The organism is Variovorax sp. BGA-UO-ETr-C22 (assembly GCF_059567965.1).
Window position 1 is genome coordinate 607,818 of the sequence record NZ_JCAQPA010000010.1, and the last position, 16,811, is coordinate 624,628.

General features: G+C 65.6%; 13 protein-coding genes and 1 tRNA gene. 9 read left to right on the forward strand and 5 right to left on the reverse strand.

The window, feature by feature from the left end; all coding sequences use genetic code 11:
- Nucleotides 1-294 precede the first annotated feature (294 nt).
- The gene (locus tag AC57B8_RS16255) at nucleotides 295-2,253 is read left to right on the forward strand and encodes a polysaccharide biosynthesis protein (RefSeq protein ID WP_496480131.1); all 1,959 of its coding nucleotides are present in this window, start codon (nucleotides 295-297) and stop codon (nucleotides 2,251-2,253) included.
- A 101-nt stretch (nucleotides 2,254-2,354) separates the two neighbouring features.
- Here the strand turns inward: AC57B8_RS16255 and AC57B8_RS16260 are convergent, their stop codons facing one another.
- The 3 genes from AC57B8_RS16260 to AC57B8_RS16270 form a co-directional block, all read right to left on the reverse strand.
- Complete coding sequence (locus AC57B8_RS16260) at nucleotides 2,355-5,411, reverse strand: YjbH domain-containing protein (protein ID WP_496480132.1); 3,057 nt, start codon at nucleotides 5,409-5,411, stop codon at nucleotides 2,355-2,357.
- Nucleotides 5,408-6,025 carry a YjbF family lipoprotein gene (locus AC57B8_RS16265; protein ID WP_496480133.1) on the reverse strand — a complete coding sequence of 206 codons (618 nt, stop codon included), beginning with the start codon at nucleotides 6,023-6,025 and terminating at the stop codon, nucleotides 5,408-5,410. Before AC57B8_RS16265 ends, AC57B8_RS16260 begins: the two co-directional genes overlap by 4 nt.
- A gap of 134 nt (nucleotides 6,026-6,159) precedes the next feature.
- Entirely contained in the window at nucleotides 6,160-6,465 is a 306-nt protein-coding gene (locus tag AC57B8_RS16270; RefSeq protein ID WP_082818080.1) for a hypothetical protein, read from the reverse strand.
- Between the two features lie 492 nt (nucleotides 6,466-6,957).
- Between AC57B8_RS16270 and AC57B8_RS16275 the strand changes: the two genes are divergently transcribed.
- The 7 genes from AC57B8_RS16275 to AC57B8_RS16305 all read left to right on the forward strand — a co-directional run bounded on the left by AC57B8_RS16275 (nucleotide 6,958) and on the right by AC57B8_RS16305 (nucleotide 12,212).
- Entirely contained in the window at nucleotides 6,958-7,707 is a 750-nt protein-coding gene (locus AC57B8_RS16275; RefSeq protein WP_496480134.1) for a LuxR C-terminal-related transcriptional regulator, read from the forward strand.
- 160 nt (nucleotides 7,708-7,867) lie between these two features.
- The gene (gene petA / locus AC57B8_RS16280) at nucleotides 7,868-8,485 is read left to right on the forward strand and encodes a ubiquinol-cytochrome c reductase iron-sulfur subunit (protein WP_062473677.1); all 618 of its coding nucleotides are present in this window, start codon (nucleotides 7,868-7,870) and stop codon (nucleotides 8,483-8,485) included.
- 14 nt (nucleotides 8,486-8,499) lie between these two features.
- Entirely contained in the window at nucleotides 8,500-9,936 is a 1,437-nt protein-coding gene (locus tag AC57B8_RS16285; RefSeq protein WP_070059900.1) for a cytochrome b, read from the forward strand.
- 37 nt (nucleotides 9,937-9,973) lie between these two features.
- On the forward strand, nucleotides 9,974-10,750 hold the full coding sequence (locus AC57B8_RS16290) for a cytochrome c1 (RefSeq protein ID WP_062473681.1): 777 nt from the start codon (nucleotides 9,974-9,976) through the stop codon (nucleotides 10,748-10,750).
- 95 nt (nucleotides 10,751-10,845) lie between these two features.
- Nucleotides 10,846-11,457, forward strand: coding sequence for a glutathione S-transferase N-terminal domain-containing protein (locus AC57B8_RS16295; protein ID WP_062473683.1), 612 nt, complete (start codon nucleotides 10,846-10,848; stop codon nucleotides 11,455-11,457).
- Nucleotides 11,458-11,498: 41 nt separating this feature from the next.
- Nucleotides 11,499-12,077, forward strand: coding sequence for a ClpXP protease specificity-enhancing factor (locus tag AC57B8_RS16300; RefSeq protein WP_062473685.1), 579 nt, complete (start codon nucleotides 11,499-11,501; stop codon nucleotides 12,075-12,077).
- 59 nt (nucleotides 12,078-12,136) lie between these two features.
- Nucleotides 12,137-12,212: transfer RNA gene (locus tag AC57B8_RS16305), tRNA-Thr, on the forward strand.
- A gap of 105 nt (nucleotides 12,213-12,317) precedes the next feature.
- Here AC57B8_RS16305 and AC57B8_RS16310 read toward each other — a convergent pair.
- Both AC57B8_RS16310 and AC57B8_RS16315 read right to left on the reverse strand, forming a co-directional pair.
- The gene (locus AC57B8_RS16310) at nucleotides 12,318-13,133 is read right to left on the reverse strand and encodes a class I SAM-dependent methyltransferase (protein WP_496480135.1); all 816 of its coding nucleotides are present in this window, start codon (nucleotides 13,131-13,133) and stop codon (nucleotides 12,318-12,320) included.
- Nucleotides 13,130-13,519, reverse strand: a complete 390-nt coding sequence (locus AC57B8_RS16315) for a cupin domain-containing protein (RefSeq protein WP_159275044.1) — start codon at nucleotides 13,517-13,519, stop codon at nucleotides 13,130-13,132. Before AC57B8_RS16315 ends, AC57B8_RS16310 begins: the two co-directional genes overlap by 4 nt.
- 141 nt (nucleotides 13,520-13,660) lie before the next feature.
- On the opposite strand from AC57B8_RS16315, the gene AC57B8_RS16320 reads away from it, so the two are divergent.
- Nucleotides 13,661-16,807 (forward strand): ATP-binding protein, encoded by a 3,147-nt coding sequence (locus AC57B8_RS16320; protein WP_496480136.1) that lies wholly within the window; start codon nucleotides 13,661-13,663, stop codon nucleotides 16,805-16,807.
- The last annotated feature ends 4 nt before the right edge of the window (nucleotides 16,808-16,811 follow it).

Here is a 16,811-nt window from a genome sequence, read left to right on the forward strand (position 1 = left end):
TGGCGACCACTGCCACGCGGATGTGGTCATGCAGCAGGCACTCTGGGCTCGAATCGGTCATTGCTGCCCAAGGGACAGCTGATCGAGTGAGCTAATCAGCCGCCCTGACCAAAGTCATGTCGATGCAAAAGATACAAAAAATGACATTATGAGTGTCGCGAATCCCCTGAATTGGGGGGGAGGGGTGGGTACCCTTCACGGACAATTGTTGCAGCGCGGCGCACTCCAACCGCCGCAGGAGTTTTCAGTGTGATCAATCGTCTGGCTGCGCCCTTGCTCGCTTTGCCGCGCCCCATGAAGCGCATGCTGGCTCTGGGGGTCGACGCAGCGCTCTGCGTCCTGTGCGTCTGGTTGGCGTTCAGTTTCCGTTTCGAGCAATGGATGACACTGCGTGGCGTTCAGTGGTCGGCCGTTGCGGTGGCTGTCGCATTGGCGCTTCCGCTTTTCGTGGTGTTCGGGCTCTACCGGGCCATCTTCCGATATGCCGGAGCGGCCGCGCTGATGGCGATCGTGCGCGCGAGCGTGCTCTTTGGCCTCTGCTATGCATTGATCTTTTCGGTGGTTGCCGTGCAGGGCGTCCCGCGCACCGTGGGTTTGCTGGTGCCGTTGCTGTTGTTCTTGGCCATTGCTGGCTCGCGCATGTTTGCGCGCTATTGGTTGGGCGGCCTTTACATGAGTGCACTGCAGCGCAAGCAACTGCCTCAGGTCGTGATCTACGGTGCAGGTAGCGCCGGTTTGCAGTTGGCCGCAGCGTTGATGCAAAGCCGAGACATGGTAATCCGTGCCTTCATCGACGATTCTCCGCATCTTCAGGGCAATACGATCAACGGCCTTCGCATCCAGTCCTCAAATTGGCTCAAGGACAACGCCGCCAGTTGGGGCATCACGGATGTCCTGCTTGCAATGCCTTCGGCAAGCCACGGCCGTCGTGTCGAAATTTTGAACCAACTGTTGCCTTTGCATCTGCATGTACGCATGCTTCCGGGTCTGTTGGATCTGGCCAACGGCAAGGTCCAAGTCAATGACTTAGTCGAAGTCGACATCGAAGACCTGTTGGGGCGGGATCAGGTCGAGCCGGTGGCGGATCTGCTGCACAAGCACATCCGCGGCCAAGTGGTGCTTGTCACCGGTGCTGGTGGCTCCATCGGCGGCGAACTGTGCCGGCAGATCGTTCAATTGTCGCCTTCCACGCTGCTACTCGTAGAGCTGAGCGAATACGCGCTCTATGGCATCCACCAGGAGTTGGAGCAGTTGGCGCCGAACGTACGTGTCGTCCCATTGCTCGCCTCGGTATGCGATGCTGCGCGGCTGCGTGAAGTGATGCGCACCTGGCACCCTGATACGGTCTATCACGCGGCGGCGTACAAGCATGTGCCGCTCGTCGAGCACAACCCGGCAGAGGGTGTGCGAAACAACGCGATGGGCACGCTCACGACGGCGCGCATTGCCATGGAGTGCAAGGTTCCCAACTTTGTCCTGATCAGTACCGACAAGGCCGTGCGGCCGACGAACATCATGGGGGCCAGCAAGCGCGTCGCTGAAATGGCGTTGCAGGGGCTGGCACAGCAGAGTTCGGACACCTGCTTCTCGATGGTCCGCTTCGGCAATGTGCTCGGCTCCAGTGGCTCGGTGGTGCCGCTGTTTCGAAAGCAGATCGAAGCGGGCGGCCCGATCACGTTGACGCATGCAGACATCACGCGCTATTTCATGACCATTCCCGAGGCCGCCCAGTTGGTGATTCAGGCGGGTGCGATGGCGCAGGGCGGCGATGTCTTCGTGCTCGATATGGGCGAGCCGGTGAGGATCATCGACCTCGCTCGTCGGCTGGTGGAGCTTTCGGGGCGCACGGTCCGTGACGAGCATTCGCCGGATGGCGATATCGAGCTCCAGGTGACTGGGCTGCGACCCGGCGAGAAGCTCTACGAAGAGCTCCTGATTGGTGACAGCGCGATGCCTACGGCGCATCCTCGTGTCATGAAGGCGCACGATCCCTGCCTGCCATGGAGTGAACTCTGGCGCCAGTTCGAGACGCTGAATGCGGCACTCGAAAGCAGCGATGTGCCGATGCTGAAGCAGACGCTGACGCAGATGCTGCCCGGCTATCGGCCTCATGCGGAGGTGGTGGATTGGGTGCATATGGAGCGTCACCGTGTGAGTGACCGTGCTCAACCGCTTGCAGCAGCAGTCGGAGCTGCGCAGATGGGCGAGGCCAACCAGCCATCCGTGCCGAATCAGATTGCCGTGGCAATCTGATTTGATAGAGCGGCTTCATTTTTTTCCTGCCCCGACTCACCGGGGAATGCTGAGATCAAGAGCCCCGTATCGGGGCTCTTTTTGTTTTCAGCCTGCAGCGCCTATTGCGCCCGCTTGAAGTCGAGGATGTTGTCCCCCGCCTTGGGGGCTTTGTCGTCGGGCGGCGAGAAGCTGAAAGCCTTCGGGTCTCGAATCGACGTCATCTCGAACAGCGGGTTGATCCGTCCCAGCTTGGCACCACCATCCCGTATCAGCGGGGCCCAGGCAAAGTTCGCAGTGAACTTGCTCGAGCGAGGCAGCAGCGCGTCGAAGGGGATGGAAACGTAGATGCCCTTGTCGAAGCTGCCTTCGCCGAACTGTGCGGCGGACACATTGGTCTTGGTGGCCCAGGCGCCGATCGTCACGCCGTTGTCGAAGCGGCGGCTGATGTCGAGAGTGACGCCACGATCGCCCGCAAGGTACTGACCCGCGCTGATCCTGGCCTGCACCCCGTTCCAGCCGGTGTCCCAATAGAGCGTAGCGTGGCCGGTGTTGACCTTGTAGTCGCGCAGGCCGAGGTCCTGAGCGAAGTCGCGCTGGCGTACGTGGTTGATGTCGATGCCGAACGCGAACCTGCTGCGCCACGGGCGGTAGAGCCATTCGGCGCCCACGCCGGCGAACATCGATTCGAGCGCACCGCCGTAGACGCTGTAGTACTGGTCTTCGTTCAGGCGGCCCACGTGGGTCAGCTGAAACACCGGCATCGTCAACCGCTTGGTTGTTGCGTACTCGCGCTGGTAGGTCCGCACGCGGGGAAGGTTGCTGGGCGCGGTGTAGGTGAACTTGTCAAAGTTGTCGAGCAAGCGCCAGTTCAGTGCGGCGTTCACCCAGGTGCTCGGTGTAAAACGGTACTCCGCGGTGGCCGAGACGCCGAGTTGGTAGAGCAGGAAGGCATCGGGGCCGCCGAGGATCTGCGAGAAGCTCGGGGTCAGGCCGAAGGTGAGTTTTTCTGTGCGCCGCTCCCAAGGAGCCATAGCCGGCGTCTCGCCGGGCGATGCGGTGGCGGCGGTTGTTGCCTCGGCGGGTGTGCGCTGCGGCGATGCCGCTACGTAGAGCCCGTCTTCGGTCCGGCCGCGCGGCGGGGCGTAATCGCGCTGGTCCGTGGCGCGCAGTTCTGCGGGCGTCTGTGCCTGGTAGTGCGCCGTCACCCACTCGCTGCGATCGATGACCTGAGTGTGCAGTGCCAGTCCGCGCTCGTTGTAGTGAAGCACGAAGTGCTTGATCGACGCCGGGGCATCGCGATGCATGACGGCAATGATCTGCTGCACGCGGGCCTCGCGGTACACCGTGTGACTTTCGGTGATCCAGACGTGCGCGCTGTCGCCCTGCGGTGCGATGCGCTGCACGGTCCATTCGGTGCGTGCCTGAATCTCCGCAGCAGTGGCGGCCCAGCCGGGTGGATTGGCCGGCGCCTCCGGCGTGAAGCGGGGCGGCGGCGGATCTGCGGGCTTACTGGCTCGCATGCTCGCCATGTTGGTGGACAGGGTCAGGCCCACCATCACCTTGTTGCCGCGCTCCAGGCCGGCGGTGAAGGCGACGCCGGGTGAGTAGCGATATTCCAGGCCGATGTTGAAAGGCGAGCGCTGGACCTGGTTGTTCTGCTGAGGCTCGTTCTTGTAGTTGTTGCCTTCGTACTCGAGCTTGACGGTCAGGGGATCCCAGGGCGTGCGCCATTCGACGCCGCCGAACAAGGAGGCTGGACCTCGGAAGAAAGCCTTGAAGTTCGCTTCACCGCCCGTTGCGGAACTCACCGTACGCGTTCTGAAGCGATTGCTCAGTGCCAGCAAGGGGTTGCGGATGTTGCCGCTGTTGCCCAGGTATCCCCAGCCGATGCCGAGGCTGAAGTCGAGATCGCCGTAGCGCTTGTTGGCGACCAGGTATTCGGCCGAAAAGAGGCCGGTGCCGCCAAGGTCGCGAAAGCCCAGCGCAACCTGAGGCACATACGCGGATTCGCGCAGCAGCCGCAGCTTCACGTCGATGCTCTTGTCCTTGTTGCTCTGGCCAGTGGTGCTGGCGGCATACGCGCGGTTGCTGATGGAGGTGTAGCGAAAGCCCGCCTCCATCCAGTCCAGTGGCTGGAACATCACGTTCAGTCGCGTATAGGGCGATACGTGGCTGATCGACGTGCGGAAGTCGCCGGCCTCGCCCATGCGTGCCGTCGGCGTCTGGAGCAGGCCGGTTTCGCCCCAGTCATTGCTGCTTGTGCGAGGTGCCTTGTATTGCGGAGCCGAGGCATCGGGGCGCACCGAGATGGCGCTTTCCGGCGGAACCGGCGGCGGGATGGGCGTAGTGATTGCTGCGGCCGGCTTGGCTGTTGCAAGTGCGGCGGTGGTGGTGCCCAGCGCCGCTGTCTGAGGCGAAGGGCCCTGGGTTGCCAGGAACTTGATGATGCCTTCCGATGCGTCGACCAGTTCAGTCATGCCGCGCGGTGCAGTCCAGATCCATGCACCGGGCGCCGGTTCATCGGAGGGGTGTCCGTTCCAGGGGGCGATGCCCACGCGCGATGTTCGGCCGTCGGGTTGCGCCACCCATGCCCAGTCGTAGGTGCTGTCGGGGGCGCAGGCGATGACGTAGTCCCAGGCGGTCCGGCCGGCTTCGTGCGCCACGTGGCACAGCTCGCCATTAGGGCGGACAACCGCGATGGTCTTCAACTGCGGGGAGGGCGCAACCAGTTGCTGACCGGCTGACAGCACGGGGTCTTGATCCGTGTGGGCCTGCAACCAGCGGGCGTCTACGATGCCCAGCGCCACGCGACCAGTGACGGGCAGGTTCTGCAGCCACGTGATGAGTTTCAACCGATCGAGTTGCTCGGAGCGCGGTGCGCGCCTGCTGGCTGCTTCAAGTCGCACGAGCAGGGTGTTCTTCAGAAACTGTTGGGCCAGCCGTTCCTGCGGCACGCGCCATGCCAGTCCGGGCGCAGCGGTGCCTTCGGGCTGACGCAGCAGCCAGGTGCTCAGTCGCTCGCCGGGGCGCACCTCGGCATCATTTGCGGGCTCCACGGTCGCCGTGTTCTGCGACGGCTCCGCCAGCGCACCAAGACTTGCCATCAACGCGCAGGCAAGGGCCGTTCGACGGGGCCAATGCGGGGGGCTGACGGCTCGCAGGAAGAAGGGGCTCATGTACCAGCGCGCGCCGCGGTGCCGGCTGCTGGTGCGGGGGGTGTCCACTGTTCGAAGCTCATGCAGAGGTCGCGGGAAATACATTGCTCCGAATACACGACCTGGGGGGCGCCAGAAGCAAATGAAACGCCGAAGCGTGCGGGTGGAACGGAGGCTGTCGCAGGATGGGACAGGCTGCGCTCTTCATACCAGCGCAAGGAGCTTGTGGGCGTGCCAGCGAGGGCGCTGTCGGTGGGCGGGGTGATCGGTGTGCGCGCGATATCGTCGCGAATGCCAAAGCGATATCCTGGCATGAGGTCGCGCTCTCGAACGTAGGCCTGTGTGGAGTTGGCGGCGTGAGCCTGCCAAGCGGGAAGGTTGTGGAGCCGAACCTCGCGCCAGTCGACAGGCAGCCCGGTCGTGCCGACCAGCTGACCATTCAGCAGTCGGACGACCTCACCCGAACCGCTGTACCAAACCTCGACGGGCCCTTCGGCACGCTGGTCGATGTAGCCGAGCACCATGAAAACGACGCGCCCATTGACGCTGGTTCTCAGGTACCGATAGCTGGGATTGAAATCGGGCTGGGTTGCTGAGGACTCGCCGCGATACAGCAGGCGAGCTGAATCCAGCATGGCTGAAGTTCCGGAGGAGCAACCGCCAACGCCCAAGAAAAACGTTGCCCAAAGGCAACGTTCTAAGAGTCGCGTGGCGGAAGCAACGCGCGGACTTTTCAGCGAATGCCCTCCTTTCAGGAGGGCAACCAGCATTAACGCGTGCCGGTGGTGCCCGTGCCGGTGGTGCCCGTGCCGGGGACGAAGAAGCCGCCGCCGCCGTTGCCGTTGTTGCTGCTGCCGAGGGTCAGCATCAGTGCGCCGGTGCCTGCAACAGCGCCCCATTGAACGGGGGTCAGGCCGCCAAGGCCAGCAGCGGTTGCGCTCGGAGCGCCAGCAGGGCCCGGCGTAAATGCGCGATTGTTGCTTGCGGGCGCAGGGGTAACCTGCGTTTGGGCAAAAGCCGACGAGATTGCCAGGGTGGCAAGGGCGACGGTAGCAACCAGTTTGTTCGTCTTCACAGTGATCCTCTCAAAGGGTTTTTATGCTCTTGACTTGAGGTTAGCAGCATCAGAAGTGTGCCGCAACTAATTTGGCCTGGAGGATGAGGCGTTTGCCACGGCCTCCTTGTAACCGCGTATTGCCTCGATTGTTGCGGATGAGCGTGACGGGTGCATGTGTATCTCAATGCTACGTAACGTTCCGCCTGTGACGGCCGTAACGACGGCGACTGGCGCGCAGCTCCATCGGCGGGGTCCCGGGCGTTACCGCTGCATTTCTTCAATGAAATCAACGCACTCACCGAGCCATCGTTGCGATGGGCCGCATGGCCGACTTCCAGGCATCGTTCCTGCAGTACCCCGAAACGAAAGTTGACATTCAAGGTAGGCCGCGGGGCACAACAAGGGGATATGCGTGGTTCGATTGTCTGAAGGTGGGGTAGCGGAGGGTGTGCGAGTGTGCGGGCCCGTGGCCGACGGCGTGATCGGAGGCGTCTGTTCATGATGAATCACTTGTCCATCAGCAGCGCACATTCGGCGCCGGCACTCGCCGGGCGCTACGCCGCCCTGGGCTGTGCCTTCTTCGGTGCGTTGATCGTCGAGGGCGACCTTGCCCTGGCCGACCGCATGCGACGCCTCCTTTGCGATTTGGCCCCGGGTCGCCGCGTCGTGATCGCCTCCACTCACACGGAAGCGATCCGTCTGCTGGCCGCGTTGCCCTACGACCTGGTGCTGGTCGACATGCACCTGACTGATGATGGCGGCGTCGCGCTCTTGTCGCACCTGCGGCGCGCGTATCCGCAGATCGACGCCATCGCCATGTCGAAGGACGACGACCGCCTGCTGGTCGAAGCCGCGATCTCGTCGGGAGCCTCCGGCTACCTGCTGACGAGCACCGACGATGCCGAACTCTCTTTCTTGCTGCGCTCGATCGAGCGCGGCGGTTCGCCGATGGACGCACGCGTCGCGCGTCGCGTCCTCGGCCTGATTGCGGCGTCCGCGAGACCGGAGGGTGTCGAGTCCGCGCTGCGCGACGGTGACACGGTCTCGCCCCCGATGCCTGCTCCCGGGCTGCTGTCACCTCGGGAGCTCAATGTGCTGCGCTTGATCGCGCAAGGCTGGAGCAATCGGCAGATTGCCGAAGCGATCTGCCTCTCGATCAACACGGTCGAGTTCCACGCTAAGCGGATCTACCGCAAGCTGGCCGTCAAGTCGCGAACTCAGGCCGTTCGGCAGGCGACCCAGTACGGGCTGCTGAGCTGAGCGCCAAGGGCCGTCGCGTGCTGTCGCGCACGTGCTGCGGCGCCGTGCGCACGCGCGGCAATCATTGAAAAACTCTTTTGCGCCCCGCTACAATCTCGGGTTGACCTTGCTGCGGCGAAGGTCAGCCCCTGCTCCAGCGAAGAAGACTTAGAGGATCCCCATGAGTGACATGACCTCCGGCTCGCCCCGGATCGACACAAGCAAGCGGACGTGGTTGATCGCATCCAGCTGTGCCGGCGTAGCGGGCGGCGTGGCCACCGCAATCCCTTTTGTGAGCACATTCCAGCCGTCCGAAAAGGCCAAGGCCGCGGGCGCCGCGGTCGAAGTGGACATCTCGGCCCTCAAGGTCGGCGAAAAGATCACCGTCGAATGGCGTGGCAAGCCCGTCTGGATCCTCAAGCGCAGCCCTGACCAGGTCGCCGAACTCGCCAAGCTCGATGGCCAGCTCGCCGATCCGCTCTCCAAGCGTCACCCCGACGAATTCACGCCCAAGTACGCACAGAACGGCCACCGTTCGATCAAGCCCGATGTGCTGGTCGTGGTCGGTATCTGCACCCACCTCGGCTGCTCGCCGGTCGACCGCCTGCAGGCCGGCCCGCAACCCTCGCTGCCGAACGACTGGGAAGGCGGCTTCCTCTGTCCCTGCCACGGTTCCACGTTCGACCTCGCCGGTCGCGTGTTCAAGAACAAGCCCGCTCCTGACAACCTCCCTGTGCCTCCGCACATGTACCTGTCCGACACGCGCCTGCTCATCGGCGACGACAGCAAGAAGGCCTGAGGGAGACCACGAACATGGCTGAATTTCACGAAGTTTCCCCGAACGCCCCCGCCGGCGAGAAGCTGCTCAACTGGGTCGACAACCGCTTCCCGCTGACCAAGCTCTGGAACGACCAGTGGGGCAAGTACTACGCACCGAAGAATTTCAACTTCTGGTACATCTTCGGCTCGCTCGCGATGCTGGTCCTCGTGATCCAGATCGTGACCGGCATCTTCCTCGTCATGCATTACAAGCCCGACGCGAACCAGGCGTTCGCATCGGTCGAGTACATCATGCGCGACGTGCCCTGGGGCTGGCTCATCCGCTACATCCACTCGACGGGCGCCTCGGCGTTCTTCATCGTGGTGTACCTGCACATGTTCCGCGGCCTCATGTACGGCAGCTACCGCAAGCCGCGCGAGCTGATCTGGGTGTTCGGCTGCGCGATCTTCCTGTGCCTGATGGCCGAAGCCTTCATGGGCTACCTGCTGCCTTGGGGCCAGATGTCCTACTGGGGCGCCCAGGTGATCGTGAACCTGTTTGCTGCCATCCCCTTCATCGGTCCTGACCTGGCCCTGCTGATCCGCGGCGACTACGTCGTGAGCGACGCCACGCTGAACCGCTTCTTCAGCTTCCACGTCATCGCCGTGCCGCTGGTGCTGCTTGGCCTCGTGGTGGCCCACCTGATCGCGCTGCACGAAGTGGGTTCGAACAACCCCGACGGCATCGAGATCAAGGCCAAGCGCGGTCCCGACGGCCATCCGCTCGACGGCATCCCGTCGCACCCGTACTACACGGTGCACGACATCTTCGGCGTGGTGGTGTTCCTCACGATCTTCTCGGCAGTGATCTTCTTCGCGCCTGAAGCCGGTGGGTACTTCCTCGAGTACAACAACTTCATCCCGGCCGATTCGCTGAAGACGCCGAACCACATCGCCCCGGTCTGGTACTTCACGCCGTTCTATTCGATGCTGCGCGCCACCACCGACGACATGGTCAACGTGTTCGCGCTGATCATCGCGGCCGCTGCCGTCTGGAACTTCATCAAGGGCAAGTCGGGCATGGGCCTGAAGGTTGCCGCGGTGGTCGTGGCCGCCGTCGTGATCTTCCTGCTCAAGACCTTCGACGCCAAGTTCTGGGGCGTGGTCATCATGGGCGGCTCGGTCATCATCCTGTTCTTCCTGCCGTGGCTCGACCACAGCGAAGTCAAGTCGATCCGCTACCGTCCGAGCTGGCACAAGTATGTCTACGGCGTGTTCGTGTTCCTGTTCCTGATCCTGGGGTACCTGGGCATCCAGGCACCCGGCGTCTGGGGCAACCTGGTCATCGGCTCGTTCGCCCTGGACATCGCCCAGACCATCTCGCAGATCGGCACGCTCTTCTACTTCGGCTTCTTCCTGCTGATGCCGTGGTGGAGCCGCAAGGGCGAATTCAAGACCGTGCCCGAGCGCGTGGTCTTCGCCGCCCATTGATGCGCGCGCAAGTGCAAGAGAGCTTGAGAGAAACACGATGAAGAAAAGAATTTCCGGCTGGCTCGCTGTCATGGGTCTGGCACTGGGCCTGACCTTCTCCGCGGCCGCATCCGCCGAATCGGGCGGTCTGGCGTGGGACAAGTCGCCCAACAAGACCACCGACGTGGCGGCCCTGCAGAACGGCGCCAAGCTGTTCGTCAACTACTGCCTGAACTGCCACTCGGCCGCCTTCATGCGCTACAACCGCCTGCAGGACATCGGCATCAGCGAGCAGCAGATCAAGGACAACCTTCTGTTCACGACCGACAAGGTCGGCGAGACCATGAAGGCCAACATCGACGCGCGCCAGGCCAAGGAATGGTTCGGCACCACGCCGCCCGACCTGACGCTGGTCGCACGTTCGCGCGCCGGCCATGGCGGCACGGGCCCCGACTACCTGTACACCTTCCTGCGCAGCTTCTACCGCGACGACACCAAGGCCACCGGCTGGAACAACCTGCTGTTCCCGAGCGTCGCCATGCCGAACCCGCTGTGGGAGCTGCAGGGCGAGCGCCTGCCGGTGCACGCCAAGGTCGAGCAGCACGGTCATGCCACCGACGTGTTCACGGGCAAGTGGGAGCAAGTGACCCCCGGCACGCTGACCCCGGTGCAGTTCGACAGCGCAGTGGGCGACCTCGTCGGCTACCTGCAGTGGATGGCCGAGCCGGCACAGAACACCCGCGTGCGCATCGGCGTCTGGGTGCTGCTGTTCCTGGCCATGTCGGTGGTTTTCGTATGGCGACTGAACGCCTCGTACTGGAAAGACGTCAAGTAATTCCGTTCACGCCGATCGGGCGCCTCGTGCGTCCGGTCCCACAGAGTGGGTTGCCCAGGCGACCCACTCTTTTTGATTTTTAGGAGTCTCTCGCCATGATGGTCTTGTATTCAGGAACGACCTGCCCCTTCTCCCACCGCTGCCGCTTCGTGTTGTTCGAAAAGGGCATGGACTTCGAGATCCGCGACGTCGATCTCTACAACAAGCCCGAAGACATCAGCGTGATGAATCCGTACGGCCAGGTGCCGATCCTGGTCGAGCGCGACCTGATCCTGTACGAGTCGAACATCATCAACGAGTACATCGACGAGCGCTTCCCACACCCGCAACTGATGCCCGGCGACCCGGTCGACCGCGCCCGCGTGCGCCTGTTCCTGCTCAACTTCGAGAAGGAACTGTTCGTGCACGTCGCCACGCTCGAGAACCGCACCGCCAAGGGCAACGAGAAGGCGCTCGAAAAGGCCCGCTCGCACATCCGCGACCGCCTCACGCAGCTCGCGCCCGTGTTCCTCAAGAACAAGTACATGCTGGGCGACAACTTCTCGATGCTCGACGTGGCCATCGCGCCGCTGCTCTGGCGCCTCGACTACTACGGCATCGACCTCAGCAAGAACGCGGCGCCGCTGCTGAAGTACGCCGAGCGCATCTTCTCGCGCCCGGCCTACATCGAAGCACTGACGCCTTCCGAAAAGGTCATGCGAAAGTAAGTAAGCTGCGTGCTTGCTTCCTTCGTTTTTCGCCGCCTTTCATGATCAACGCGCTCGAGTCCTCTTCCACCCGCCCGTACCTCATCCGGGCGCTGTACGAGTGGTGCACCGACAACGGGTTCACGCCCTATGTCGCGGTGCTGGTCGACGACACCGTCCAGGTGCCGCGCGAGTACGTGAAGAACGGCGAGATCGTGCTGAACATCAGCTTCGACGCGACCAGCTCGCTGAAGCTGGGCAACGACTTCATCGAGTTCAAGGCCCGCTTCGCCGGCACGGCGCGCGAGATCAGCGTGCCGGTCGGCCGTGTGATCGCGATCTACGCCCGTGAGAACGGACAGGGCATGGCGTTCCCGGCCCCCGTGCCGACCGCCACCACGTCCGACGATGGCGATGACGCCACCACGGCCGCTGCTTCGCCGAACAGCGCGCCGCGCATGCCGCTGCGCGATGCCTCGCGCGGCACCGAAGGCGACGCCAGCAAGGTGTTCCATCTGGTGACGGGCGAAGAGGGCGACGAGACGGTCGACGCCGGCTCGGCGCCTTCCGACCCGACCGACGAGCCACCGCGCCCGCCGGCCGGTGGCGGCGCCCGGCCGTCGCTCAAGCGCGTCAAGTGACGACGCGGTCGGCCCCAAAGCCGGCCGCTTAGAATCGTCGCCAGCACTGCTTTCTTTCAGCCGCTTTAGCTCAATTGGTAGAGCACCCGCCTTGTAAGCGGAAGGTCGTCAGTTCGATTCCGACAAGCGGCACCAATCAAAAAAGCCCGACAACGTCCTGCGTTGCCGGGCTTTTTCTTTGTCTCCCTCGACCTGTCCGGCGATCTGGACCGGCCGCAGAAGGCGACGGAACGCCGCGGATCAGCCCACGTCCACCGTCACCCGCAGGAACGTCGCGGCGATCAGGCAGGTGTTGGGGTACTGGCTCTGGTTCTGGCTCTGGAACAGCGTCACCAGTTCCGTGCGCAGTTCGTCGGTGCGCCCCGCCTGGGCTGCCGCGTCGAATGCGTTCATGGTCGGGCCGTAGAACTGCCGGAAGGTGTCGACGAATTCCGCCGGTGAACCCTTGAAGTCGAAGATGTAGCTGTCGCGTTCCCAGCTGATGGCCTCCGAGGCAACGCCCGCCGCGCCAAAGCGCTCGATGATGTTCGGGGTCGAGCCCCAGCCCATCGGGCTCACGAAACCCTCGGGCGGCGGGGGCGCATACGACGAACTGATCTTCAGGATCTGCGCCACCAGCGTCGGGTCGTTCGGGATCCAGTTGCCCATGAGGATGCGGCCGCCCGGACGCGTGACACGCACCATCTCCCGTGCCACGTCGAAGGGCTTGGGCGCGAACATGGCGCCGAACATGCTGATGACGAGGTCGAAGGACTTGTTCTCCAGCCGCAGCTCGCAGGCGTCCCCTTCCTCGAACCGGCAGCTGGCCGACAGCCCGGCCTGGGCCGCCCGCCGGTTGCCCGCGGCGACCAGGTTGGCGGCGATGTCGACGCCCAGCACCTGCGCGCCGAGCTTGGCGGCCGGGATGGCGGTGTTGCCGTCGCCGCAGCCGAGGTCCAGCACCTTCATGCCGGGCGTGATGTGCGCGTGGCGCACGACGTCTTCACCGCTCTCGCGCATGCTCTCGGCGATGCGGGTGAAGTCGCCTTTTTCCCAGAGGGCCTTGTTCGGGTTCATGACTTCACCTTCTCGATCATGTGGTCGATCACGTGCGTGTGTTCGTGCTGCGGGCTGAACATCACGATCTCCGCGTCGGCGTCGACCTTGACGTTGTGGCCGGGCGGCCAATAGAACAGGTCGTTGGCCTGGACGGTCTCCTGCTCCCCGGCGTCGTCGGTGGTGGTGATCTGGCCCTTGAGCACGAACCCCCAGTGCGGGCACTGGCAGGAGTTGTGGTTGTTCAGGCCCTGGAACAGCGGCGTCGTGTCGACGCCCGCCGACAGCGTGAAGTACTCGCCGCTGATCTTGCTGTAGCCGGTCGCGTCGCCGAAATTCAGACGCTGCCGGATCAGGGCACCGGGAATTTCCATCTTCACGTCGACGGCGTCTTTTGCGATATGCATGAGGTACTCCTTGAGGGTCCGCGGGCGCGAGGGTGATGCGTCTATTCGTTGCACCCGCCAGATTCGATAGACGGCATACTGATGCTCCACGCTTGGCGTTCCTGAAACGTTCCCGGCCCGTGCCGGGGGAAAGGAATCGCGATGTCGCCCCCACCGACTCCGCCGTCCGAAGCCGTGTCCATCCGGCTGCTGGGCCCGTTCCACCTGAGCGTGGCCGGCGATGACCCGCAGATTCCATCAGTGCCGCTGACCCGGCGCGCCGCCGAGCTGCTGCAGCTGCTGGCCCTGCAGCCCGGACGCAGCCTGGCGAACGAGCAGGTGGTGGAAGCCCTGTGGCCGCACCTGGACCCTGACGCCGGCAGCGCCAACCTGCGCAAGGCCGCGCACCACGCGCGCCAGTTCATCGGCCAGCCCGACGCCCTGGTGCTGCGAGGCGGCCGGGTTTTCCTGCTGCCCGACCGTGCGGTGGCGTGCGACGCCGAGCAGTTCGAGCGCGCAGCGGACGAGGCCCTGCGCAGCGGCGATCCGCAGACCTGCAAGGCGGCCGCACAGCTCTACGGTGGCGACCTCCTGCCGGACGCCCGCTACGAAGCCTGGACCGAGGCGCCGCGCCAGCGGTTGCGCGACAAGTTCCTGCGGTTGCTGCGCCAGACCGGCGACCTGGAACGGCTGGTGCGCGAAGACCCCACCGACGAGGCGGCCCATGTCCAGCTGATGCGCGAGGAACTGGCGGCCGGGCGGCGCTCTTCGGCGCTGCGCTGGTACGGCCACTTGCGCGACCATCTGCAGACCATGGACATGCGCCCCGGTCCGCCGGCCGAGGCGCTGTACCGCGAATGCGTGGCGGGCCTGGAGGGCGCCGCGCCGCGTTTCGTCGGCCGCGCCATGGAGCTGGTGCGTGTCCTGGGGTGGCTGCGCGCCAGCCTCGCGGGCCGTCCGGGGGGCGCGGTGGTACGCGCACCGGCGGGCATGGGCAAGACCGCGTTCTGCCGCCGCGTCGCCGAAGAAGCGCGGGGCCTGGGCTGGCAGGTGCGCTCGTTGCAGGCCGGCGACTGGACCCGGCCCTACGGCATCGCGGCCGACCTGGTGGAGCCCCTGCTCGGCGAGCTGCCCGACGCGGCGCAGGCCATCGGTGCGCACGCCCAGGCTGTGCTGGCGCAGATGACCGCCTCGGGCGACGTGAAGCCGTTGGCCCTGCCGCTCGGGCGCCACCAGATGGTGGGCGCCGTGCGCCGGCTGCTGCTGGCCACCGCCGCGCACAAGCCGGTGCTGCTCATCGTCGACGATGCGCACGCGGCGGACGACGCGAGCGCCCAGGCGCTGACGCAGCTGGCTGCCAGCGGCCCCCCGGTGTTCGTGCTGCTCGCATGCCGGCACGCGCTGCCGCCGCTGCTGGATCGGAACACTTCGCGCTTGCAGCGCGCCGGCCAGCTGGAGGCCCTTGAACTGGGGCCGCTCTCCGAGGAAGAAGCGGCGCTGCTCGCGGCCCGCTCGGCCGACGCGCCGATGACGGCCGAGGCCGCCACCGCCATCGCGCGTCGTGCCGAAGGCCTGCCGTTTGCCGTGGTCGAACTCGCGCGCGGTGCGGCCACCTCAGACGGCGCCACGGCGGTGATGTCCCGCAGCCTGTCGTCGGCCCTGGCCGAACGCCTGTGCGACCTGGACCCCGGCACGACGGAGGCCCTGCGCCGATTGGCGCTGTCGGCCGAAGATTTCGACGTGGCCACGGCCGTGGCGCTGGCCGCCGACGAGGGCCACGACGCGTTGGCGCGGCTCGATCAGGCGCTGGCCGCCGGCGTGCTGGTGGTGGCCGACGGCCGCTACCGCTTCCGCCACGCACTCGTGCGGGACGCGCTGGCCGAAGGCATCCCGCCGCACCGGCGTGTGCTGCTGCATCGCGACGTGGCGGCCCGGCTCGCGCAAGGCGGTGCGGCACCGGGCCTGGTGGGCCATCACTGGCTCGCCGCGGGCGATGCCGAGCAGGCCATGCCGTGTGCGCTGGCGGCCGCGCGCCAGGCCTTTCGCCTCGGCGCCTACGAGGACGTGTTGCGCCATGTCGAGCCGCTGCTCGCGCACCGGGCGGCGCAGCCGGAAGCCCTGGCGCTGCGTGCCGAGTCCCTGGACGCGCTGGGCCGGCCCGGCACGTTGGCCGCCTACGATGCGGCCGCCGCCGTCGCTGCGGAGGCGCTGTCCCACGAACTGCGCGCCAAGCGGGCCTTGGCGCAAGTGAAGATGAGCGACCCGCCCGGTGCCCTGCAGTACCTGAAGGACGTGCATCCCACCACGGTGGCGGGGCGCCTCGCCGAAGCGCTGGCCTACAGCGGCGCGGCGGCCCTGGGCTTCGGGGACCCCGCCGAAGGCACGCGCCGCTCGACCGAAGTGCGCCGGATCGCCCTGGAGACCGGCGACGAAGGCACGCTCGTGATCGCCTCCTGGTCGCAAGCCGCGGCGGCGCACGCGCGCGGCGACCTGCACGGCAGCGTGTGGGCCGACCTCAAGGAGACGAGCCACCTGCCGCAGCTGGCGGTGCGCGTGTTCGACGGCCACCTGTGCATCACGCAGCGCTTCCTCTACGGCTCGCGGCCCTATGCAGAGGTCATCGCGTTCGCCGATGCGTTGGCCACGGAAGCGCAGCGGCTGGGCGCGGCGCGCGGACATGCGTTCGCGGTCACGCTGCGCGGCGAGGCCTGGCTGCTCAGCGGCCAGCTCGACGCCGCCGAGCAGGACCTGGTGGCCGGCGGGCGCATGCACCGCGCGATCGGCGGCGCGACCGGCGAAGCGCTGTCGCTGCAGCGCCGCTCCGAACTGGCGATCTACCGTGGGCAGATGGACCGGGCGCGCGGCCTGCTCGACGAAGCGCTCGATGTCGCGCGCCAGTCCGACGTCGGCTTCCACCTGCTGGACCGCATCTACGGCACCCGCATCGCGATGGCCACGCAGCCCGATGCCGCGCTGGGCGTGCTGGAGGAGGCCGAGGCCAACGTGCGCGGCCCGCTGGAAAGCTGCCCCGGCTGCCGCATCACCTTCGCCATCCCGGCCACCATCGCGGCCGCGAGAGCGCACGAACTGGACCTGGCGGCCAGCCACCAGCTGCAATCCGAATACCTGGCCAACGTGGTGATGAAACTGCCGGCTTGGTACGCGTCGCTGCACGAGGCGCAGGCTCACATCGAACGGGCCTCGGGCCGTGTCGCTGCCGCGCGCGAAGGCTTCGCCGCGGCGGCGCGGGAGTTCCACGCCTGCGGCCATGCGCTGGACGCCGCACGCTGCCGGGAGTTGGCCAGCTAGGAAG